20 protein-coding genes are annotated in these 21,962 nt (G+C 62.4%); 19 read left to right on the top strand and 1 reads right to left on the bottom strand.

Annotated elements, in window-relative coordinates; genetic code table 11:
• The 3 genes from AC3RCG_RS18255 to AC3RCG_RS18245 are packed head-to-tail and all read left to right on the top strand — an operon-like array spanning position 1 to position 4,722.
• Complete coding sequence (locus AC3RCG_RS18255) at positions 1-1,536, top strand: MBOAT family O-acyltransferase (RefSeq protein WP_099411387.1); 1,536 nt, start codon at positions 1-3, stop codon at positions 1,534-1,536.
• A gap of 12 nt (positions 1,537-1,548) precedes the next feature.
• On the top strand, positions 1,549-2,775 hold the full coding sequence (locus tag AC3RCG_RS18250; RefSeq protein ID WP_099411388.1) for a hypothetical protein: 1,227 nt from the start codon (positions 1,549-1,551) through the stop codon (positions 2,773-2,775).
• Positions 2,776-2,835: 60 nt separating this feature from the next.
• A complete protein-coding gene (locus AC3RCG_RS18245) occupies positions 2,836-4,722 on the top strand; it encodes a propionate--CoA ligase (RefSeq protein WP_492402719.1) in 1,887 nt (628 codons plus the stop codon).
• 44 nt (positions 4,723-4,766) lie between these two features.
• Here the strand turns inward: AC3RCG_RS18245 and AC3RCG_RS18240 are convergent, their stop codons facing one another.
• Positions 4,767-5,480, bottom strand: a complete 714-nt coding sequence (locus tag AC3RCG_RS18240) for a S24 family peptidase (RefSeq protein ID WP_070220944.1) — start codon at positions 5,478-5,480, stop codon at positions 4,767-4,769.
• Between the two features lie 149 nt (positions 5,481-5,629).
• Between AC3RCG_RS18240 and AC3RCG_RS18235 the strand changes: the two genes are divergently transcribed.
• The 16 genes from AC3RCG_RS18235 to AC3RCG_RS18160 all read left to right on the top strand — a co-directional run bounded on the left by AC3RCG_RS18235 (position 5,630) and on the right by AC3RCG_RS18160 (position 21,932).
• The gene (locus tag AC3RCG_RS18235; protein WP_070289663.1) at positions 5,630-6,043 is read left to right on the top strand and encodes a FeoC-like transcriptional regulator; all 414 of its coding nucleotides are present in this window, start codon (positions 5,630-5,632) and stop codon (positions 6,041-6,043) included.
• Positions 6,044-6,068: 25 nt separating this feature from the next.
• The gene (locus AC3RCG_RS18230) at positions 6,069-6,611 is read left to right on the top strand and encodes a hypothetical protein (RefSeq protein ID WP_492402722.1); all 543 of its coding nucleotides are present in this window, start codon (positions 6,069-6,071) and stop codon (positions 6,609-6,611) included.
• Positions 6,612-6,945: 334 nt separating this feature from the next.
• Positions 6,946-8,151: a phage tail tube protein gene (locus AC3RCG_RS18225; protein ID WP_070220940.1), complete on the top strand. Its 1,206-nt coding sequence runs from the start codon at positions 6,946-6,948 to the stop codon at positions 8,149-8,151.
• Between the two features lie 73 nt (positions 8,152-8,224).
• The gene (locus tag AC3RCG_RS18220; RefSeq protein WP_070220938.1) at positions 8,225-8,668 is read left to right on the top strand and encodes a hypothetical protein; all 444 of its coding nucleotides are present in this window, start codon (positions 8,225-8,227) and stop codon (positions 8,666-8,668) included.
• A gap of 104 nt (positions 8,669-8,772) precedes the next feature.
• Complete coding sequence (locus AC3RCG_RS18215) at positions 8,773-9,012, top strand: phage tail assembly chaperone (protein ID WP_070313491.1); 240 nt, start codon at positions 8,773-8,775, stop codon at positions 9,010-9,012.
• A gap of 51 nt (positions 9,013-9,063) precedes the next feature.
• The gene (locus AC3RCG_RS18210; RefSeq protein ID WP_492402725.1) at positions 9,064-12,330 is read left to right on the top strand and encodes a hypothetical protein; all 3,267 of its coding nucleotides are present in this window, start codon (positions 9,064-9,066) and stop codon (positions 12,328-12,330) included.
• Positions 12,327-13,796, top strand: coding sequence for a hypothetical protein (locus AC3RCG_RS18205; protein WP_492402727.1), 1,470 nt, complete (start codon positions 12,327-12,329; stop codon positions 13,794-13,796). Before AC3RCG_RS18210 ends, AC3RCG_RS18205 begins: the two co-directional genes overlap by 4 nt.
• Positions 13,793-15,274 (top strand): hypothetical protein, encoded by a 1,482-nt coding sequence (locus tag AC3RCG_RS18200; protein WP_492402729.1) that lies wholly within the window; start codon positions 13,793-13,795, stop codon positions 15,272-15,274. The genes AC3RCG_RS18205 and AC3RCG_RS18200 overlap by 4 nt, the downstream gene beginning before the upstream one ends.
• Positions 15,274-15,762 carry a DUF4376 domain-containing protein gene (locus AC3RCG_RS18195; protein ID WP_070220928.1) on the top strand — a complete coding sequence of 163 codons (489 nt, stop codon included), beginning with the start codon at positions 15,274-15,276 and terminating at the stop codon, positions 15,760-15,762. The genes AC3RCG_RS18200 and AC3RCG_RS18195 overlap by 1 nt, the downstream gene beginning before the upstream one ends.
• Positions 15,759-16,589 (top strand): hypothetical protein, encoded by an 831-nt coding sequence (locus AC3RCG_RS18190; RefSeq protein WP_070313494.1) that lies wholly within the window; start codon positions 15,759-15,761, stop codon positions 16,587-16,589. Before AC3RCG_RS18195 ends, AC3RCG_RS18190 begins: the two co-directional genes overlap by 4 nt.
• The gene (locus tag AC3RCG_RS18185; RefSeq protein ID WP_070220924.1) at positions 16,589-18,325 is read left to right on the top strand and encodes a tail fiber domain-containing protein; all 1,737 of its coding nucleotides are present in this window, start codon (positions 16,589-16,591) and stop codon (positions 18,323-18,325) included. The genes AC3RCG_RS18190 and AC3RCG_RS18185 overlap by 1 nt, the downstream gene beginning before the upstream one ends.
• A 71-nt stretch (positions 18,326-18,396) precedes the next feature.
• Positions 18,397-18,825 carry a hypothetical protein gene (locus tag AC3RCG_RS18180; protein WP_070313495.1) on the top strand — a complete coding sequence of 143 codons (429 nt, stop codon included), beginning with the start codon at positions 18,397-18,399 and terminating at the stop codon, positions 18,823-18,825.
• Positions 18,826-18,839: 14 nt separating this feature from the next.
• A complete protein-coding gene (locus AC3RCG_RS18175) occupies positions 18,840-19,337 on the top strand; it encodes a glycoside hydrolase family 19 protein (protein ID WP_409028405.1) in 498 nt (165 codons plus the stop codon).
• Positions 19,334-19,660 carry a hypothetical protein gene (locus AC3RCG_RS18170; RefSeq protein ID WP_070220917.1) on the top strand — a complete coding sequence of 109 codons (327 nt, stop codon included), beginning with the start codon at positions 19,334-19,336 and terminating at the stop codon, positions 19,658-19,660. The genes AC3RCG_RS18175 and AC3RCG_RS18170 overlap by 4 nt, the downstream gene beginning before the upstream one ends.
• Before the next feature lie 128 nt (positions 19,661-19,788).
• A complete protein-coding gene (locus tag AC3RCG_RS18165) occupies positions 19,789-19,953 on the top strand; it encodes a hypothetical protein (RefSeq protein WP_162995725.1) in 165 nt (54 codons plus the stop codon).
• A gap of 479 nt (positions 19,954-20,432) precedes the next feature.
• On the top strand, positions 20,433-21,932 hold the full coding sequence (locus AC3RCG_RS18160; RefSeq protein WP_227741997.1) for a nucleobase:cation symporter-2 family protein: 1,500 nt from the start codon (positions 20,433-20,435) through the stop codon (positions 21,930-21,932).
• Positions 21,933-21,962 lie beyond the last annotated feature (30 nt).

Genomic DNA, 21,962 nt, shown 5'->3' with positions numbered 1-21,962 from the left:
ATGCTATTTAACTCTTACGTCTTCCTGTTCGCGTATCTGCCCATCACGGTGGCCGGTTTTTTCATCCTGGGACGGCGCAGCGAATTATGGGCTGCCGCCTGGCTGGCGTCGTCGTCGCTGTTCTTCTACGCGTACTGGGATTACCGCTACCTGCCGCTGTTGCTGGGCTCCGTCGTCTTTAACTATGGCTCCGCGGCCTGGCTGGCGGCCAGCCCCCGGCCGCGCAAGAAATGGATACTGGCTGCCGCCATTGCCGCCAACCTCGGCTTGCTTGCCTACTATAAATACGCGGGATTTTTCGTTGCCAGCCTGGCGCAATTGCTGGCGCAGCCAATTCCCGCTTTGCACGTGATTCTGCCGATCGGCATCTCGTTTTTCACGTTTACGCAGATCGCCTTCCTGGTCGACACCTGCAAGGGCAAGGCGCAGGAAAGCCGCTTCGTCCACTATCTGCTGTTCGTCACGTATTTCCCGCATCTGATTGCCGGTCCTGTCTTGCATCACAAGGAAATGATGCCGCAATTCGCCGACCGGCGTACCTTCCGCCTGTCGGCCAGCAATATCGCCATCGGCAGCACGATTTTTTTCATCGGCCTGGCCAAGAAGGTGCTGATTGCCGACAATATCGGCGCCTATTCGGCGCCCTTGTTCAGTGATCCCGCCGCGCGATCCTTGCTGATCGCCTGGGCTGGCGTGCTCGCGTATGCCTTCCAGCTGTACTTCGATTTCTCCGGCTATTCCGACATGGCCATCGGCTTGTCGAGATTATTTGGCGTACGGCTGCCGCTGAATTTTGCTTCGCCCTACAAGGCGCGCAATATCGCGCAATTCTGGCGCCGCTGGCACATGACCCTGTCGCGCTTCCTGCGCGACTACCTGTATATCCCGCTGGGCGGCAACCGCTGCGGGCCCGTGCGGCGCTACCTGAACCTGATGATCACCATGGTGCTGGGCGGCCTGTGGCATGGCGCCGGCTGGAATTTCATCGTCTGGGGCGCGCTGCATGGCGCTTACCTGGCGATCCACAAGGCCTGGAGCACGGTGACGCGCAAGCTGCACCTGCCGTCCGATACGCGCGTTGGCAACATCCTGGCGACGGCCCTCACTTTCATTGCCGTCTGCGTCGCCTGGGTCTTCTTTCGCGCACCCGACATGGCAACCGCCCTGACAATCATCCAAGGTATGGCGGGCGGCTTTGGCCTGGATTTGCCCGATGCGCTGGTGCCCCATTTGCTGCCGCTTCAGCCTGTGCTGGCCGCCATGGGCATGGGCTATTACCTGGGCGGCGGCACGGTGTTCATTGAAAGCTGGACGTGGATAGCGGTGGCAGCGCTGATTACTTTTTCCATGCCGAATACGCAGCAGATCATGCGTCACTTTGATCCGGCGCTGGATTTTCCTGCCGGTGGGCGACACCTGCGTGCCTGGCTCACCTGGCGCGCCTCGCCTGCGTGGGCGGCCGCCATCGCCGTGCTCGCGCTGGCGAGCATGCTGGCCCTGAACCGGCCCGCTGAATTCCTGTATTTTCAATTCTAGAGAGGGCGCATCATGACGGCATCCCCTTTTAAATCCTATCTGGCCGTACTGGCGCTGGTGCTGGCGGGGGGCGCCGTGCTGGCGGGCGCCTTCGTTTTCGTTGTCGACCCTTATGGCCTGTATGGCGTCGTCCGGCGCGATAATTTCAATGCCGTCAAGCCGGGCCTGAGCCGCTACCAGAACCAGATCAAGCAGGAACATGCGCTGCGCAGGCAGCCGCGCTTCATCATCCTTGGCAATTCGCGCGCGGAGATCGGCTTCGATCCGCGCGCCAGCGCCTTGTCGGCGCTGGGCGCCGGCTACAATCTGGCGATTCCGGGCACGGGCCTGGCGACATCCGCCAGCCAGTTTGCGCAACTGCGCCAGGCCGGCGTCCGGCCACGCACGGTCATCGTGGGCATGGAATTCATCGATTTTCTCAATCCCGCCGTCGCACCGTCCGCACGTCAGGCGCCAGCGGCCCCCGCGCCGGCGCATGGCCGCGCGTTCTGGCGCTTCGATGCGCTCTTTTCGCTGGCCTCCGTCAAGGATGCCGTGCACACGCTGCGCATTCAGCACGACGATGAGGCGGCCACCTTGTCGGCCGATGGCTTCAATCCCTTGCTGGAGTACGGCGCCCATGCGCGCCGGGATGGCTACCACAAGATGTTCACGCAGCGGGCGCAGGAAAGTGCCGCCAACTTGCGCCGCAAATCGACGCGGAGCCTTGCCACCGAAGACTTTCAATTGCTGCGCACCTTTTTGCTGGCGATGGCGGCCACCGAGGCCGATATCAAGCTGGTGATCTATCCGTATCACGCGCAAATGCTGGCCATGTTCGAGGCTGCGGGGTTGTGGCCCCTGTTCGACGTATGGAAAGCACAGCTGGTGCGGGAAATTGGCGCGGTCAAGGCGCGCTACCCGGATGCGCATATTTCCCTCACGGATTTCAGCGGCTATGGCGCATACAACTGCGAGCCGATACCCGCCGCCAATGAGCGCGGCACTGCCACGCGCTGGTATTGGGAGGCCGGACATTTCAAGAAGGCGCTGGGCGATATCGTATTGCAGCGCGTGATGTCGCCGCAGGATGTTGCGTCTGGCGATGGGCAGTTTGGCATGCCGCTCGATGATGCCAGCCTCGAGGAAAACCGCGCGCGGATCGCGCAGGAACGCAACAGTTGCGCGGCGGCGCAGCCGGCATTGTTTTCAAGGCAGCTGCTCGCCACACAGCATAGCCACACTGGAGGAAGCAGATGAACAGATAAGCAGAACATGCACGAACAAAAAAACACAGATTGCACGCCTACCGGAGGAGACATGAATTTCGCAGCATTTTATCAACGCTCGATCGACACGCCTGACGTTTTCTGGCGCGAGGAAGCCGACAAGATCGACTGGCATACCCCGTTTTCGCAGGTCCTCGATTATTCGCGCCCGCCGTTCGCCAAATGGTTCGTCGGCGGCACCACGAATTTGTGCCACAACGCCGTCGACCGCTGGGTGGACAGCCAGGGCGATGCCGCCGCGCTGATCGCCATTTCCACCGAAACGAACACGGAGCGCAGCTACAGCTTTCGCGAGCTGCAGCGCGAAGTGGAGCGCTGCGCCGCCATGTTGCAGTCGCTGGGCGTGGTCAAGGGCGACCGCGTATTGATCTACATGCCGATGATCGCCGAGGCGGCGTTTGCCATGCTCGCGTGCGCCCGCATCGGCGCCGTGCATTCCGTGGTGTTCGGCGGCTTTGCCGCCAACAGCCTGGCCAGCCGCATCGACGATGCGCAGCCCAAGCTGGTATTTTCCGCCGATGCCGGTTCGCGCAACGGCAAGGCGATTGCCTACAAGCCTCTGCTCGACGAAGCCATCCGCATCGCCGCGCACAAGCCGCAGCATGTGCTGCTGGTCGACCGCCATCTGGTGCCGATGGAACGGACGCCGGGCCGCGACGTCGATTACGCGGCCCTGCGCGAACGGCACCTGGACGCGCGGGTGCCCGTCGCCTGGCTCGAATCGAACGAGCCGTCGTACGTGCTGTACACCTCGGGCACGACGGGCAAACCGAAGGGCGTGCAGCGCGACGTGGGCGGCTATGCGGTGGCGCTGGCGTCGTCGATGCAGTACAACTTTTGCGGCAAGCCCGGCGAAACCTTCTTTGCCACCTCGGATATCGGCTGGGTGGTGGGACACTCCTACATCGTCTACGGCCCGCTGATCGCCGGCATGGCCACCATCCTGTACGAGGGCTTGCCCATCTGTCCCGATGCGGGCATCTGGTGGAGCATCGTCGAGAAATACAAGGTCACGCGCATGTTCTCGGCGCCGACGGCCATCCGCGTGCTGCGCAAGCACCCGGTGGAACTGATGCGCAAATACGACTTGTCGTCCTTGAAGGCGCTGTATCTGGCGGGCGAGCCGCTCGATGAAACCACGTCGCAGTGGATCGCCGACGAACTGAAAGTGGACATCATCGACAACTACTGGCAGACGGAGACGGGCTGGCCCATTCTCTCGGTGGCGAAAGGCGTGGCCGACACGCCGACGCGCCTGGGCAGCCCCGGCCAGGCCATGTACGGCTACCGCGTCAAGCTGCTCAACGAGGCGACGGGCGAGGAGTGCGGCGCGAACGAGAAGGGCGTGCTGGTGCTGGAAGGTCCGCTGCCGCCCGGCTGCATGCAGACGGTGTACGGCGACGACGAACGTTTCGTCGACACCTACTGGTCCACCTTCAGCGGACGGCAAGTGTATTCCACCTTCGACTGGGGCGTGCGCGACGCGGACGGCTATTATTTTATTCTGGGCCGTACGGACGACGTGATCAACGTGGCTGGCCACCGCCTGGGCACGCGCGAAATCGAGGAAAGCATCACCAGCCATCCGAACGTGTCGGAAGTGGCGGTGGTGGGCGTGGAAGACAAGCTCAAAGGCCAGGTGGCGATGGCTTTCGTGATCCTCAAGGACCCGCGGGGTTTCGACAGCGTCGAGGCGAAAACGGCGCTGGAACGCGAAGTGATGGCCGTCGTCGACCGCCAGCTGGGCGCCGTGGCGCGGCCAGCGCGCGTGCTGTTCGTGGCGCAGTTGCCGAAGACGCGCTCGGGCAAGCTGCTGCGCCGTTCGATCCAGGCCATCTGCGAAGGGCGCAGCCCGGGCGACCTGACGTCGATGGATGACCCGGCATCACTGCAGCAGATCCAGGCAGCGCTGGCTTAAGCGCCATGACGAGAACGAAGTTTATCAATCGATAAACTTCGTTCTCAGATCCGGTCGCTTTCCTTGCGCACGACCCTGCCGACGATCAGGCATTCATTGCCGCGGCACAGCTTGCGGTGGTATTTGCGCTGGTCGGGGTTGTCCGACGTCAGCCACCATTCGCCGATGTCGCGCGCCATGCGCTTGACCACCGGTTCGCCTTCGTAATTGATGGCAAACACGATGCCGTCGGCCGGCCGGTTGTCGGCCGTATTGATGATCACCACATCGTCCTCGTACAGGGCCGGCTCCATGCTCTCGCCCTTGACCTTGATCGCCACCAGTTTTTCAGGGTGGTAGCCATTGCGCTCGACCCAGCTGCGCGGCACGCTGATGGTGCTGCCGTCGTGCGTTTCCGGCTCGATGGCAAAGCCCGTGATGCCGGCCGACAGGCGCAGCTTCACCTTGCGGATCGGGTAGAAGCGTTCATCCTCGCCATCTTCCACGACCACAGGCTGCACGCCGGCCAGCGCGCGCGCGGCCATGGCCGCCTGGTCGGGCGCCGCGCCCTGGTCGAAGTACATGCTGTCCAGCTGCAGGTCCGCTTCGAGCTTGCGCGCGATCTTTTCGCTGAATGCGCGTCCCTCGCGGTAGGTTGGCGAGAGGATTTGCGAGATGCGCGCCTCGCTCCAGCCGCTGACGTCGGAAATTTTCTTGCGCGTGTTGTCGTAGTGCTCGCGGATCAGGGCCAGCAGGCGGTCGCGTCTGTATTGATACATATTCATCTCCACATTAAACCTGAAATTTACCGTTTGATAAATTACCAAATGCTTGACTTTAACATTAGCGATTGATAAAGTCCACTCGTTGCCTGTCGCAAACGCACTACAGCGTTTACCGGTTGGCGACACCACGGGAGGTCAGGCAGATGTTGAACAGCAGTCAGTCGGTTGAAAGCAGGGCGGCGCCGCGGCAGGGGCGCCAGTTACAGGGACGCAGCAAGAAGTCGCAGCTGCATATCGCCCGCATCGCGCAGTACATCCGCGAGCAGGGCCAGGCCAGCGCGGCGCAGTTGTCCGCCTTGCTGGGACTCGACGCGGGCACCATGAGCCGCTATTTGCGCCACATGTGCGGCATGGGACAGATCCACCTGGCGCAGCGCCATTGCACGGAGCCGGGACGCCAGCGGCCCGCCCTGTACGCGCTGGGCGAGCAGGACGACGAGGTCGACGGCTGGGCCGAACTGCCGCCGCAGGTGCGCCGCACGGCCAGCTGGCCACGCGGTGCGGCGCGCCGCGATCCGCTGGTGGCGGCCCTGTTCGGACCGGCGCGGGAAAATTAAGACAAGAATCAACGAGGAGAAAATCATGGGATTTGCAGAAAAATTCATCGCATCGCTGTCGTCGCAGAACCTGCGCGACGATGCCGTCCACCACGACCTGGACGTGATCGCGGCCGCCGCGCTGGCCGGCGACATGGGCGCCTTGCTGTGCCGCGTCAAATACGCGGACGGCACCGTCAGCCGCCTGTTCGAGGGCAATGCCGGCAACCTGGCGCAGCTGCTGCGCGCCTGGACGGCGGCCGTGACGCAGAAGGGCCGCGCGCGGCGCTGGGTCAAGGCGCAGACGGCCTGGGATGCGCAGGCCGCCAATACCTTGTACCGCCGCGTGGCCGAAGCATCGCTCGCGCATTGGCTCGACAGCAAATGCAAGGTTTGCCACGGCACGGGCATCGTCGCCGCCATGCAGGCCGGCGCGCCCGTCGTCTGCAAGGCCTGCCACGGCGCCGGCGAAGCGGCCATCAGCTGCTCCGGCGGTTTCGAGCTCGAACGCATCAAGGACATGGTCAGCGAGCTGGAAGGCATCTTCCAGTCGCACGGCGCCCGCGCCATGCGCCGCCTGGGGCACTGAAAAGTTTTTTTGCAATATGCCTGGCGCTGAAAAAAACGCCCCTACAATAGAGTCTCGATCACGCAGCAACAGAAACACCGGCAACACCGCAGGACCACATGCTTCTCCACTCGTAATAGACGCGCCTCTGGCGCGACACCGATAGGGGAAATCAGCGCAGCGAACGGCCTTCATGGCCCCTTCGCCCAACATCCATCCGGCATGGCCCCATGCCATCCGGACGCCAGCCCGCCGCCTCACCGCGTGCGGGCTTTTTATTTTCCCGATACTTGGCAGTTCCCCCCTCAAGACCACAGCTGTGGTCTTTTTTTTCATCCCACGAAAGGTATTACTTATGGCATCGACAGCAAACGGCATCGACAGCTTGATCGTTATCAGCAAACAAAGTGCCGAAGGCAGCAAGGCCGCCGCCGGCGGCGGCCAGATTTATCCCCGCGTCACGGCCACCTTCGACACGGAAGCGGACAAATATGCGAGCGCCGAAATCGACGCCAGCCAGCAGCAGGGCGATACCCGCCTGGGCAATTTCCGCACCACGGGCGCCATCAAGGCCGAAGCGGCGTGCGGCACCTACGCACCGCTGATGGCAGCGCTGCTGCGCCGCGACTTCACGGCCGGCGGCGTCGCTGCCGCGCAAACCACTATCGCCGCTGCCGCCTCCGGCCTGACGCGCAGCGCCGGTTCCTGGCTGGCGGAAGGTTTCCGCGCCGGCAGCGTGGTGCGCATCACCGGCATGACGGCGCCGGCCGCCGCCAACAACGCGAAGAATTTCTTCGTCACGTCGGTGACGGCGACCAACCTGAATGGCCAGTTCATGGACGGTTCGGCCATGATCGTCAAGGCGGCCGGCGACTCGGTCGGCGTGGCGGCGGTGGGCAAGCGCAGCTTCACCCCCTTGAGCGGCCACACCACCGACTGGTTCACGGCCGAAGTGCAGGACCCGAAGATCGGCGTACACCGCAGCTTCGTCGACCAGCTGGTCAGCAAGATGGATATCGCCGTGCAGCCGAACGGCATCACCAGCCTGGACTTCACCCTGATGGGCAAGGCGGAAGGCCCGACCACGGCCGTGCCGTACTTCCCCACGCCGCTGGCCGCGCCTGGCACCGGCAAGTTCTCGGGCGCCACGGCGATGCTGTCGGTGAACGGCATCCCGTCGCAGATCTGCACCGGCATGTCTGTCTCGCTCGACGGCCAGGTCAAGGTCGACCCGGTGATCGGCTCGAAGTACGCCACGGCCGCCTCGCGCGGCAAGGTGATGGGCTCGGGCCAGTTCACGGTGCTGCTGCAGGACGCCACCTACCTCGACTACTTCAAGTCCGAGACGGAAATCCCGCTGGCCTACGCCATGGCGTCGGGCACGGCGCCAACCGCCGACGTGCTGGCATTGGCCATGGGCCGCATCAAGATCACGTCGGCCAAGATCGACGACGGCGAGAAAAACAAAATCGTCACCTGCGCCTTCGACGTCCTGCGCTACAAGGGCGCCGATGCGCAGCATGAAGCGACCACCTTGAGCATCCAGGACAGCGCGCTGTAAGCGGCTGACGCTTGACCCGGGGCCGCCGTGATGGCGGCCTTTTACTTTTTACTTCATACAGAAAGCAGCACACATGAACAACGCACAAAAAATCCAGGCAGGTTTCGACATCGGCAATATCCATGCGGCTGCCACGCCCGTCACGTTCGACGTGCCCGTCATCTTCGACGCGGACGGCGAAGCGGTGGCCGGCCTGACCATCGTCGGCAAGAACAGCGAGCAATACCGCCTGGCCAACAACGCCGTGCGCGCCGAAGGCTACAAGAAATCGGCGCGCCGCAAGACGGCCATCGACGCCTCCACCGACGAAGGCGCGGAACTGCTGGTGCAAGCCATCGACGGCAACCAGAAACGCCTGGCGCTGGCCGTGGTCACGGGCTGGTACGGTTTTACCAGCAACGGCGCACCGGTACCCCTCGATCCGGCGCTGCTGGAAGCGGCCTTTGAAAAATACCCGACCTGGCAGGAAAAGGTCACCACGGCGCTGGAAAACGAGTCGAATTTTTTGAAACTCTGACGGCCAGCCTGCTGCGCTACGCCGGGCACCAGTTCGAGCGCGGCGCGCGGGCGGCCGATGGCCATGCCAAGGGGGAGCATATCGATGCGGCCCGGCGCCATCCATTGTTCCGCGCGCCGCCCGAGGAAGCTGCGTCGCCCGTGCCGTTCGAGCTGGCCCACGTGTGGGAATGGTTCGCGCAATTGAACCGCAAGCGGCAGAACGGCATGGCCGTCAATCCCATCGCCAGCACGGAAATCCTCGCCTGGCAGGCGCGCCACGGCATCGCCATCGAGCCGTTCGAGCACCAGCTGCTGGACCAGCTCGACGCGCTGTTCCTGTCGCACCAGCATGCGGTGGGCTGACCCGCATTTTTCAACCCGGCCGCCATGCGCGGCTTTTTTTATGGGCCAAACATGCCAGAGATAACAGAATTAAAACTTGTCATTGACTTGACGAAGGCGACCGACACCGCTCAGGTACTGAAAGCAATTAGCGAGGCCAGCCTGGCTGCGGCCGAGGGCATGAAGGCGGCCAATACAGAGGCGGAATCGTCGGCGCTGTTGCTGCGCGCCCTGGCGGAGCAGGCACGCGCCGCCACCGCCGCCTCGAAGGCCCTGGGTGCAGTGAATGCCAGCGAGGAAAAATCGCTGGTCGATGCCTTCAATATGGTAAGTGGCCTGGGCAATGCCTATTCGCGGCTGGCTGCTTTCCGCGCCAAAGGTAGCCCTGCCACAGCCGGCGCGGGTGCCAAATATGGTGCGTTTGCATTGGAAGAACAGCGCCAGGACAAGCTGGACACCGCCGGTAAAGTGGCGGCCGATGCGAAGGCAAAAGCGGCACCGGCGGCGCCCACGCGTAAGTATAGCGAGGCGGAGTGGAAGGAGGCGGGGGAGTTTGCCAAGACGTTTGCTGAAAAACTGGAGACGGCGTTTGGCAAGGTCGGCGGCACCATCGGCAAGATGACGACGGCCTTGCTGGGCTTCCGTAAGGCACAGGACGATATCGATTTTACCTTTGTCAAGGAGATGGGCGAAGCAAAGACCGACAAAGACAAGGACAAGGCACAAGATAAAAAACACATGTCGACGGTCAGGCAGTACCGCGAAATGGCCACGGCGGCAAAAGGCTTTTTCAAGGAACATTCGACTGGCTATGAAGTCATGGAAAAGGTGGAAAAGGGTTTTCGCGCCTATGAATTTGCCATGAATGCCAAGTCGCTGTTTGAAAAGCTGACGAATATCACCCTGGTGACAACGGCGAAAACTGCGGCGACGACGGCCGAGATTACCAGTACTGCGGCCTCTGTTGGTCCAGTAGCTGCCGCAGAAGCTGCCAAGTCCAGCGCTTATGGCACGTCGGCTCTCGCCGCGTCGTTGGCTGCGCCATTTCCCGCCAATATCGGTGCATTTGCGATGGTGGCTGGCATGCTGCTGGCAATTGGGGTCGCTGTTTCCGGTGGTGGCGGTGCCGATACTACGGCCAGGGACCGGCAGGCGGCCACCGGTACTGGTACGGTATTGGGGGACTCCACCGCGAAAAGTAATTCGATTGCGAATTCACTGGAAATCATGGAGAAAAACTCCGGCCTGGGGCTGGCGTATTCCGCCTCGATGGCCTATTCGCTGCGCCAGGTGGCGACAGGCATTGGTGGCTTGGGCGGGCTGTTGGTGCGCAATTCCGGCGTAACTGGCGTTATGGCCGCTGATAACAAGGGCAGCGCGGCGGCATTTGGTTCTTCCGCGCTTGCCGTTGCAATCACTGGCGGCGTCATTGGACTTACACTCGATAAGCTGACGGGTGGGCTGGTAGGAAAAATCACTGGCGGCATCCTTGGTTCCATCTTCGGTGGTAAAACGACGACGATTGACACAGGACTAATGTTGAACAAAGCTTCGCTTGACAGCATTCAGGCGGGTGGCGTATCAGCCAGTCAGTACACAGATACCAAAACGTCGGGAGGCTGGTTTTCCCGTGACAAGAAACGTACGGCCTTGAGTGGCCTTGATCGCGAAGCGAACGACCAGTTCAGTAAAGTTATTCTCGGCCTGTCCGACACCGTCAAGGCTGCGGCCGGCGTGCTTGGGATGGACGGTGATGCATTCAATGCGCGGTTGAAGTCCTTCGTGGTCGATATGGGAAAGATATCGCTGAAAGACCTGAAGGGCGATGAGATTCAGAAAGCGCTGGAAGCCGCATTCTCCAAGCTGGGCGATGATATGGCCAAGTTTGGCGTTGGTGGCCTGGAGCAGTACCAGAAGGTCGGCGAGGGTTATCTGGAAACCTTGGCGCGCGTTGCGAATGACTACATGCAGGTGACGGACGTGCTGGCCGTGTTGGGCAAGTCGTTCAACAGCTCCGGTCTTGCCGCCGTGGCCCTGAGCGAAAGCCTGATTAACGCGGCTGGCGATCTCGATACCCTGACCAGCGGCACCAGCTTCTTCGTGCAGAACTTCCTGAGCGAAGCCGAGCAGATGGATCCCATCACCAAATCGGTGCGCAGCGCGATGGCGGCGATGGGACAGTCCGGCGTGACGACGAGCGAGCAATTCAAGGCGCTGGTGCTGGCACAGGACTTGAACACGGCCGCCGGCCAGAACATGTATGTGCAGCTGCTTGCCATCGCCGAGCCGTTCAAAAAGGCGGCCGACTATGCGGCAGACCTTTCCGCCGCCACCGGCGAGCTCGCCGAAGTGAGCAAGACAGCCAGCGATATCGCCAGCGAGCGCAAAGATATGCAGCAGCAGTTGAACGAATTGACGAAGACGGAAGCGCAGTTGCTGGCTGTTCAACGCAGCAGCGTTGCCGAAGTCAATCGGGGGCTGTTCGACCAGATACAGGCCGTCAAGGCGGTAACCAGCGCGAAGGATGCGCTGGCCAAAGCCTACGAGACGGAATCGGCGGCGGCCAAGTCGGCGCTGGAGAAGTCGAAATCGTGGGTGACGACTTTGAACGGGCTCAATTCCAGCATGGCGCTGGGCGCCCAGTCGACGCTGACGCCGGAGCAGAAATACGCCGAGGCGCGGGCGCAGTTCGAGAAGACACTGGCGGCCGCGAATGCGGGCGACACGACGGCGCAATCGGGCTTGTCTGCCGCCGAACAGGCGTTTTTGACGGCATCGCAAGTGGTCAATGCGTCCGACGCCCGCTATGCGGCGGACTATGCCCGTGTGGTGGAAGCGAACAAGGAAGCATTGAAATGGGCAGCCGCGCAGGTCGACGTGCAGCAGGCCAGCCTCGATGCGCTCAATGCCCAGGTATCGGGCTTGATCACCATTAACGACAGCGTGCTGACGGTGGCGCAGGCCATTGCCGGCCTGCGGGCGGCGATGGGCGGTGCGGCGGATCTGGGTGTGCAACTCGGTAATCCTCCCGTCATCGCCGCGCTGGCAGCGATGACTTCCCCTGTTGCAGCGGCCGTCTTCGACCCCGTGCGCTACTCGTTGGCGGCGAACGTCGGCTCCGACGTCCTGGTCGCCGAAATCCGCGGCCTGCGCGAAGACAACCAGGCCATGCGCGTGGAGCTGGAAGGCTTGCGCGCCGACCAGCGGGCGCAAACGGGCGCCACCATCCAGGCCACCTTTGAATCGAACGCGAATGCCGCCAGGACGGTGGTCGATGGCGTGGATAAATCGTCCCGGGCATCCGCCTGGGCCAATGCGGTGAAAGGAGAATACGCATGACTGATGCGCAATTTCAGAAATGGCTGCAAAGCCCGTCGGCCATCCGCATGGTGCTGATCGAGGCGCAAGTGAATGTAGCCGGCAGCGAGGTGACGCGGTATATCGCTTCGCGGCCCTACGTGACCGGCCCGCAGGAGGTGCCGGAAAATACCGCCTACCTGCCGCTGGCCAAGGGCGGCCTGGCCTTCACGGAACAGGTCAGCCTGTCCGGCGAGGCGGGACTGTCGGGCGGCGATATCGAACTCGATAACGCCGACGGGGCTCTCGATGGTTGGCTGGATGACGTCTGGATGAACCGGCCGGTCAAGGCCTGGGCCGGCGATCCTTCCTGGCCACGGGCCGACTTCCAGCTGGTCTTCGACGGCATCATCGCCGACGTGGCCAGTGCGGGGCGCGAGTCGGTCAACCTGGTGCTGCGCGACAAGCTGCAGCGCCTGAATACGCCGATCTCCGAAACCAAGCTGGGCGGCACGACGCCCAACAAGGACGCCATCCTGCCGATACCGTTTGGCGAGTGTCACAACGTGGCGCCCTTGCTGATCAATCCCGCCACCCTGGAATATGGTTTTCTCGGCGCGGTCGAGTCGACGTTCGAGGTGCGCACGAACGGCAAGCCGATTGCCGTGGGCTTGAATGACCAGACGGGGCGCTTCAAGCTGACGACTGATCCGTTTTCCACCACGATCACGGCTAGCGTGCAGGGGGACAAGGGCGGCGGTTATGCGCCGCGCATCGCCCCGCTGGTGCAGCGCATCGCCACGGCCTACGGCAAGGCGGCCGACCGTTTTACCGTGGCGGACCTGGATATGGACAACCTGGCTGCCTTCGATGCGGCCCACCCGCAGCCGGTGGGGCTGTATGTTGCGGACCGCACGAACCAGGCGCAGGCCATCCAGCAGCTGGCGGCGAGCGTGGGCGCGCAAGCGCTGATGTCGCGCACCGGCCAGCTGCGCCTGGTGCAGATCGCATTGCCGGCCGCCGGCGTGCCGGTGGCGATCGGTCTGGAGCAGATGCGCGAACGCTCGCTGCGTCCCGCTCAGCGTTTGCCCGTGACGGCGGCCGTGAAGATCGGCTTTGACCGCAACTACACGCTGCAGGCCGGCCTGATGACCAGCATTCCGCCCGCGCATGCGGATTTGTATGCCACGGAATGGCTGACCGAAACGGTGGTCGATGAAGCCGTGCGCACACGTTACCGCCTTTCCGACGACCCGGCGCAGATCGATACCTGCCTCAAGACGCGGGCCGACGCCCGCGCGGAAGCGCAGCGGCGCCTGGCCTTGAACAAGGTGCCGCGGACCATTTACGAATTCGATGGAGAACCCGAAATGATGATGCTGGAACTGGGGCAGCCCGTACAACTGCGCGCCGAGCGCTTTGGCTTGCAGGATGGCGTGCCGGGCGTGGTGGTGCTGCTGTCGCGCTTCTGGCTGACGGGCCGGGTGACGGTGGGGGTGCTCGTATGAGCGCGATTGTGGGGGAGCGCGACAGGTTGATCATGAGTACCGTGCCGCGCTTCGCACCGGCCAACGACCGCGTGCTGCTGCTGGCGGCGACTGCACAGGCGTTCAAGGTGGCCGCCACGACTATTGCCGCTCCTGCCAGCATCGATTTCACGGCTGGCCTGGTGAATATGCAGGGCCAGGTGGCGTTCACCGCCAGCAATGCCAGCGTGCTGACGCGCGTCGGCAACGTGGCCAGCCTGGCGTATGCCGGCATGGTGGGCGACAGCGTGACGATCACGGCGACCATTGTGGCTGACGGTTTGACCTACACGGCCAGCCAGACGGTGAGCAAGATTTTCGATGGCGTGACGGGCAATTCTGCTCGCGTTGCCTACAGCAAGACTACGCTGCTGTCGCTGGCCAGCGCCCCGGTGACGCTCAGCACGCAGGGCGATGCATCTTTCCCGCCAATTAACACCTGGGGCGCCGGCACGGTGTGGGAGGGTTCGCCGCCGCTGTTTGGCGCAGGTGAATCGTTGTACCGGTCCGATGGTATTTTCAATCCGGCCAGCGGCACGACCAAGTGGGCGGCGCCGTATCTGAATGCGCTGAAGGTGGGGCAGTTGAGTGCGATTTCCGCCGATCTCGGCAAAGTTACTGCCGGCGATATTTACAGCGCGACGCTGCACGGCGGCAGTGGTTATCCCAACAATGCCTATGCATGGCCAAGCAATGGCGGTAGCGGTTTCCACCTGAGCGAGAACGGATTGCTGTTTGGCAATCCGGGCCTGGGAAAGTATGTGCAGATCGATGCGGCAGGCAATATCTATGCGCCTGGCTTTTCCATCATTAATGGCCGCGCCGTTTTCAGCGGCAATCTGGACAGTGTCGATGGGAGCTTCACCGGTGAGTTAAAAGCGGCGAAGGGCAGCTTTGCCGGTGTGTTGGATGCAGCCAAAGGAAAATTTTCCGGTGAGCTGGACGCTGTGAAAGGTACATTCTCTGGCGATCTTTCATCTGCACGTGTGTCTGTTGGCACTGCCTCCGCTGCAACGGCATTTTTCGAACCCGGTTATCCATCGATTTCCCTGCAATCGTCCGCATCCGGAGTATTTGTTGAAGCTTCGTCGCTCAATTCTGCTGCCGTATTTACGAATCTGGAAGTGCTGTTCAAGCACAACGCTCCAGGGTGGCCTGCCGCGCTCCGTATCCGCTCTGGCAGAGTCTTTTTTTCAATCGTTTGCACGGCGGTGGTCGACGATCAACTGAGCATCTGGTATCGCATCAATGGCGGGAACTGGCTCTGGTTGAGCGGAGTCCAGGAGCGGCAGGATGGCGATGCTCCTGCCGCAACGGTCTACGGACTTACCTTGGATATCAACGTGGGTGACACCGTGCAGTTCGGTGTTTCCGGCACCAATGCATACCTTACCGCTGCGAATATGGGCAAGCTTTATGTTAAACAATGTCAGGCGATTGTGATCGCAAGGAATTTTTAATGGGAACAATAATTATTAACAGTGACGGCACTCAAACAAACGAGCGCACAGGAAAAACGATACCGCCCCAGCCCAGCGAATATCACGAATATGATGTGGCGGCAGACATGTGGATAGATGCAAGAACGCTGGATGGCGTCAAAGCGCGCACTTGGGATCGCATCAAGGCGGCACGCTGTATGGCTGAAGCTGCGGATTTCGCGTGCGATGGCGTCGTGTACCAGGCAGACAAGGATCGCATAGTTGGTGCGACGCAGCTGGCCCTGATGGCGCAGGCTGCCGGCCGGCCATACAGCATTGACTGGACCTTATCAAATAACACCCACCTGACGCTCGATGCTGCCGGCATGATCGCCGTTGGCGCAGCTCTGGGGGCGCAAGTTGCCGAGGCATTCGCCATTGGCCTTCACTTGCGCCAGCAGATCGCGGCAGCGAATTCCTTTGAAGAACTTGAGGCCATTGTTTGGCCAGCGCGGAGTGACGTATGAACAACTTGCGCATCATCCATGACAACGCCGGCGACCGGGCGGTGCTGACCGCGTCCAGCCAGGCTGGCGCGCTGGGGCCGGCCAACCTGCAGCACGAGGGCAAGTATGACGTGCTGCGTTCGCTCGGCCAGGCCTTGACCATTACGGCCACCTGGCCCACGCCCGAGATCATCGGCGGCGTGGTTCTGCCATTTTGCAACCTGACGCCGACGGCGACGATTCGCGTGCGCGGCTACGTCGAGCCAGGGGATGCCGTACCCGATTTCGATATCGGCACCGTGCCGGCATGCGAGTACGCGCGACTGGGCATGTGGAATTGGGGGGCGCTGCCCCTCGGTGTGAATGCATTCAGCTACGGAGGTGGCACGTATGGCCGCAGCTGGTTCCAGATGCGCAGCGTCAAAAAACTGGTGATCGACCTGGTCGATCCCGACAACCCTGCCGGCTACATTGAGGCTGCGCGCCTGGTGGCCGGCGCCTGGTGGAGCCCCGAGCAGAACGCATCTTACGGCGCCGGCGTCACGCCATGCGATACCAGCAGCCAGTACCGCAATGGCGCCGGCGAGCAGAAAGTCGAGCGCGGTGCGTTGTACCGAAAACTGTCGATTTCTCTCGACCACATGACGCCAATGGATCGAGCCGAGCTGTGGCGCATCGTGCGCGGGAATGGTCTGTCGCATCCGCTATTTGTCAGCCTGTTTCCGGACAGCGACGACGTCGAGCTCGAGCAGACTCACCAGGTGTATGGGCGCCTGGCCAACTTGGCCGCCATCACCACGCCATCTTTCCAGGCATATACCACCACCATTGAAGTCGAGGAGCTGTAATGACTGATGCTTTTAAATACGGCCAGCAGGATCTGATCTATCAGCTGAACCAGTTGGCCAAGGCGAAGGATATTGTCGATATCCCGCAGAATTCCGCGGCGGCGGCCGCGAGCGCTGCTGCTTCGGCGGCTGCAGCCGCTGCGGCGGCAGAGTCGGATGGTACTGCTGCCATCGCTGCCTCAAAGGCGGAGGCAGCGCTCAAATCGCTTGAAGTGCGCTATCTTGGCGCCAAGGCGCTTCCGCCGGACGTTGACAATAATGGCGGTGCGCTGCTGGCCGGCGCGACCTACTGGGACACGGTGCTGAACGGCGGCTGCCTGCGCGTATTCCAGGCTGGCGCCTGGGTGACGATTCCGACGAACGTGGCGTCGCAAGTTGCAAGCACGCCGGCGGGTGGCATCGTTGCGACAAACGTGCAGGCGGCTCTGGCCGAATTGGATACCAAAAAAGCGGTGCGCGCGACAACGCTGGCTGGCTATGGCATTACTGACGCCCTGCCGAGCTCATATGTGCCGACCTGGGGCAGCATTACTGGTAAACCACAGTTTGCGGCGGTGGCCACGTCAGGCAGCAAAAACGATGTGGGCCTGAGTAAAGTGGACAATACAGCCGACGCGAATAAACCGATCAGCCTTTTGCAGCAGGAAGCGCTGGACCTCAAGGCAAATGCAGCGTCCCTGGATAAAGTGAGCAATACATCTGATGCTAACAAACCCGTGAGTATTCTCCAGCAGGAGGCAATGAATTTACTGGCTCCGAAGTCCAACCCTTCATTCACAGGACCAGTGCGGTCGACTGTCGGGTACCTGATCGGTGCCAGCGGGTATGGCCTGTACTCGCCTGTAGCAGGCACACTGTCAATGATTACAAATTCGGTTGAGCGATTCCGTGTAGCGGATACCGGGGTGATGACGTTCAGCAATTTAGTTTCAGTAGCGATGAATTCTCCTACGTTGACGGTAACATCCGGGGGGTCAACTGAAATTATCTCCCAGGGACAAAACGGATACGGCGTTTTCTCTGCGAAGGCCTCGGGCCTGAATCCCTCAATATGGGATTCGTATAACGCCAATGGCCTGTGTGGGCGGATGTTATGCAATAACAGTGCCGTGGATTCTACGTTCGCATTTCAGTTGCGAAAAGGTGGCGTGTTAAGCGATATCGTCGCCATTAATCCGCAACAGTTGTACCCAACGTCAGATAGCGTGTTGTCCCTTGGCGCGCCCGCATCCAGATACACCACCGTATATGCCGTTACAGGCGCCATCAATACCTCGGACGCCAGGATGAAGACACCTATCCGCCCAATGACAGACGCTGAGATCAGTGCGGCGGAGACCATCGCTGAAAGTGTCGGCACTTACAAGTGGTTGGAGTCGATCCAGGCCAAAGGGGCGGATGCTCGCCGGCACGTCGGCGGCACGGTCCAGGGCATCATTGCCATCATGGAGCAGCATGGACTCGATCCGTTCGAATACGGATTCATCTGTTTCGACCAGTGGGAGGAGGAGCTGGGTTATCGGCCGGCCGTGCCCCCTCAGCCTGCTTTTACCGATGCCGATGGGAATGTCGTTGTTCCTGCAGCTGAGGCCGTGGAGGCAACGCAAGTGGTCATCAGGGAGGCAGGTAGTCTGTATTCCCTGCGCAACGATCAGCTCAATCTGTTTATCGCCCGTGGCCTCGTGGCTCGTATCTCCAGAACAGAGGCGCGCCTTGCTGCGCTCGAGGCGTCCTAGTCCATATCATTCATCGTCACCACAAACCCGCTTCGGCGGGTTTTTTCATTTCCATCACCTGAAAGGCAACCATGGCCCTCGAAACCACCGCCGCCGGCGGCGCATTGATCAAATTGTTTGGCGTGCCCGTGCTGGCCGGCGCCGCCGCCACGTCGCTGGGCTTCATGTTCATGTGGCCCCAAACTACCAAGGAGGCATTTATTCGTTTTTGTTCCAGCATCATCATTTCCACCTTTCTTGGCCCCGTGCTGGTGGCCGCCGTGCTGTCGTGGTGGCCCAGCCTGTTCGACAGTGCGAAAACCGTGGCGGGCCTGTATGGCGGCGACCCGGCCACGGGATTTTTATTTATCGCCGCGCCGCTGATGGTGGCGGCCGGCTTGCCTGCCTGGTGGGTACTGGGCGCCTGCGTGCGCTGGTTCGACAAGCGGCGCGGCAAGGATATCGGCGAACTGGCGGCCGATGCGGCCGCTGCCGTCAAGGATGTGCGGGGCATGCTGTGACAGGCGCGCAATTGATGCAGATCATGCCGTTGGCCGGCCGCCGCGCTACGCTGTTCCTGGCTCCGCTGAATGCGGCGATGAGCGAGTTCAGCATCGATACGCCGCTGCGCCAGGCGGCGTTTCTGGCGCAGGTGGGGCACGAATCGGGACAGTTGCGTTATGTGCGCGAGTTGGCCAGCGGCACGGCCTATGAAGGACGCGCGGACCTGGGTAATGTGGTCGCTGGCGATGGCGTGCGCTTCAAGGGGCGCGGCTTGCTGCAGGTGACGGGGCGCGCCAACTACGCGGCGTGCGGCGTGGCGCTGGATATCGACTTGCTGGCGGCGCCGCAGTTGCTGGAGCAGACGACTTTCGCATGTCGCTCGGCGGGCTGGTTCTGGCAATCGCGCGGCTTGAACCGCCTGGCCGACGCGGGTGACCAGGAACGGGTGACGCGCCGCATCAACGGCGGTGTGAACGGCCTGGCCGAACGCCTGGCCTTGTACCAGGCTGCGCGCAAGGTGCTGGCATGAAGCCGTCCTGGAGCATTGTGGCCATGCTGTTGTTGCTGGGCACGGCCGTGTTTTGCGCCCAGCGCTGGGGCCGCGAAACGGGCCGTGCCGCGTGCGCGGCGCAAGTACTCGAAGTGCAAGCCGTGTTGCGGCGCCAGAGCCAGGCGCTCGACACGATGCGGGAAGAGGGCGCACGCCGGTCGGCGCGGGTACGCCAGGCGCTGGCCACAGCGCAGACCGGGCAGGCAGACGCGCAAGCGGCGGCAGCGCGCATCCTGGCGCTGCCGCCCGAAGGCGACGCCTGCCGTGCCGCCGAGGCCTTGATCGCCAGAGAAATGCCATGAGGCCGCCAGGCGAACGTGCCGGAAGGCATGCAGGCAGCCTCGCCAATCGTTTAGCCAGTTTATTGCTGGTAAGCTTGTTGACCGGCTGTGCGGCATGGGGGCCAGCATCGCAGGTGCAAGCGTGGCCGGTGAGCGCGCCATGCATCGCCACGCGCCCCGCCTCGCCCGCCTTGCCGGCGGTGCCAGCCCACGGCATCTTCGAGCAAGTGCAAGCCTTGCTGGCGCGCGAGCAATTGCGTGCCGCCCATGTGCGTCAGCTGGAAGCGCTGCTCGATGCCTGTGCGGGCGGCTAACAACGCCTGATGGCGCCTGACTGCGCCTGATAGCGCCCACCAAAACCGTGACGGGCGCAAGGAAGGCCCGGCGTCCCGCTGGCCCGAGAAACGCCACTGCCCGAAGCAGCGTGCCGCCGAGGCAGTGAGCATCGCCGGCCGCAAATGACGATGCGCATTGGTTTTTGACAGGCGTTCCAGGCAGCAGTCCCCATTCACCCGTGGCCTGCCAGCGCCGCCGCCTTCTGGTGCAGATGCGGGGCGGCATGCGAGAAAACGGTGCATTCACCGCCTGATTAGCTGATTTCTGCTGACTTTCGGCACAATCTCTGTATACAATCACCTGGCACGAAGCGTGCATGGCTACCTCGGTCATTCCATCCAAGGAGCTTCGCATGCATCATCGGCCGCTAGTGTGTTTCTGTCGTCCCGTTTCTGTCTTGCTTTTCCTTTTCACCTGCACCCATCCGTGCCGCAGTAACCCAGGAAATGGAGCGTAAATGGCCTCTCCCCGTCTGAAATCCATCCACCGCGGCGTGTCCGGTACCACGCCTGCCGCTCCGTCCCCCGTCGATGAAGTGCTGCCGGCCGGGAAACTGTTCACCCTGGGCTTGCAGCACGTACTCGTCATGTATGCGGGCGCCATCGCCGTGCCGCTGATCGTCGGCCGCGCGCTCAAGCTGCCGCCCGAGCAGGTGGCGGCGCTGATCAGTGCCGACCTGTTCTGCTGCGGCCTCGTGACCCTGATTCAGTCCTTGGGAATCGGCAAGCATTTCGGCATCCGTCTGCCCGTCATGATGGGCGTGACCTTTGCCGCCGTCAGTCCCATGCTGGCCATGGCGAACAATCCGGCCCTGGGCATCACCGGCATCTTTGGTGCCGTGATCGGCGCCGGCGTCGTTTCCATGCTGATCGCGCCCTTCATCAGCCGCCTGCTGGCCCTGTTCCCGCCCGTGGTCACGGGCAGCATCATCGCCGTGATCGGCGTGTCGCTGATGCGCGTGGGCGTAAACTGGGCCATGGGCGGGCCGCCCGCCATGGCGCAGATCGCCGATCCCGCTTTTCTCAAGATGGCCGCTGCCGCCACGGCGGCCGGCTTGCCCGCGCCGCCTGGCCCCGTGCCCCTGATCGCCAACCCCGGCTACGGCGCGCTGGACAACATGGGCATCGCCTTCTTCGTGCTGGCCGTCATCTTGCTGGTGGCCAAGTATGGCCGTGGTTTCCTGTCGAATATCGCCGTGTTGATCGGCATCATCTCCGGCACGGCCCTGTCGTTTGCGCTGGGCAAGGCCGACTTCGCCAAGGTGGCCAGCGCCAAGGCTTTCGCCATCGTTACGCCGTTCCAGTTCGGCATGCCGACTTTCGACCTGGTTGCCATCGTGACCATGAGCCTGGTGATGATCGTCGTCATGATCGAGTCGCTCGGTATGTTCCTGGCCTTGGGCGAGATGACGGGCAAGCGTATCGAACAGGCCGACATCAGCCGCGGCTTGCGCGTCGATGGTCTGGGAACCTTGATCGGCGGTATCTTCAATACCTTCCCGTACACGTCGTTTTCGCAAAACGTGGGCCTGGTGGGCGTGACGGGCGTGCGCAGCCGCTGGGTCTGCGTGGCGGCCGGCATCCTCCTGCTCATCATGGGTGTGATCCCGAAGATCGCGCAGACGGCCGAAGCCGTGCCGGCGTTCGTGCTGGGCGGGGCGGGGCTGGTGATGTTCGGCATGGTCGCCGCGACGGGCATCCGCATTCTGGCCGGCGTCGACTACAAGAGCAACCGCAACAACCTGTTCATCGTGGCCCTGGCTATCGGCTTCGGCATGCTGCCGCTGGTGGCCGAGCAATATGCGCAGCACATGCCGAAAGTCCTGTCGCCGTTGCTGCACAGCGGCATCCTGCTGGCCGCCATCGTTGCCGTGCTGCTCAATCTGTTCTTCAACGGGCTGGCGTCAAGCGAAAAAGCGCGGCAGCAGGCGCGCGAGAACAGTCACGGCAGCGATTGAGGCATCGCCGGCGCCGTGAATGCGGTGCGC

It is taken from the genome of Janthinobacterium sp. GW823-FHT01H08 (genome assembly GCF_058797855.1).
Note: the sequence above shows the minus strand (reverse complement) of the source record. Positions and strands in the feature narration are given on the sequence as shown.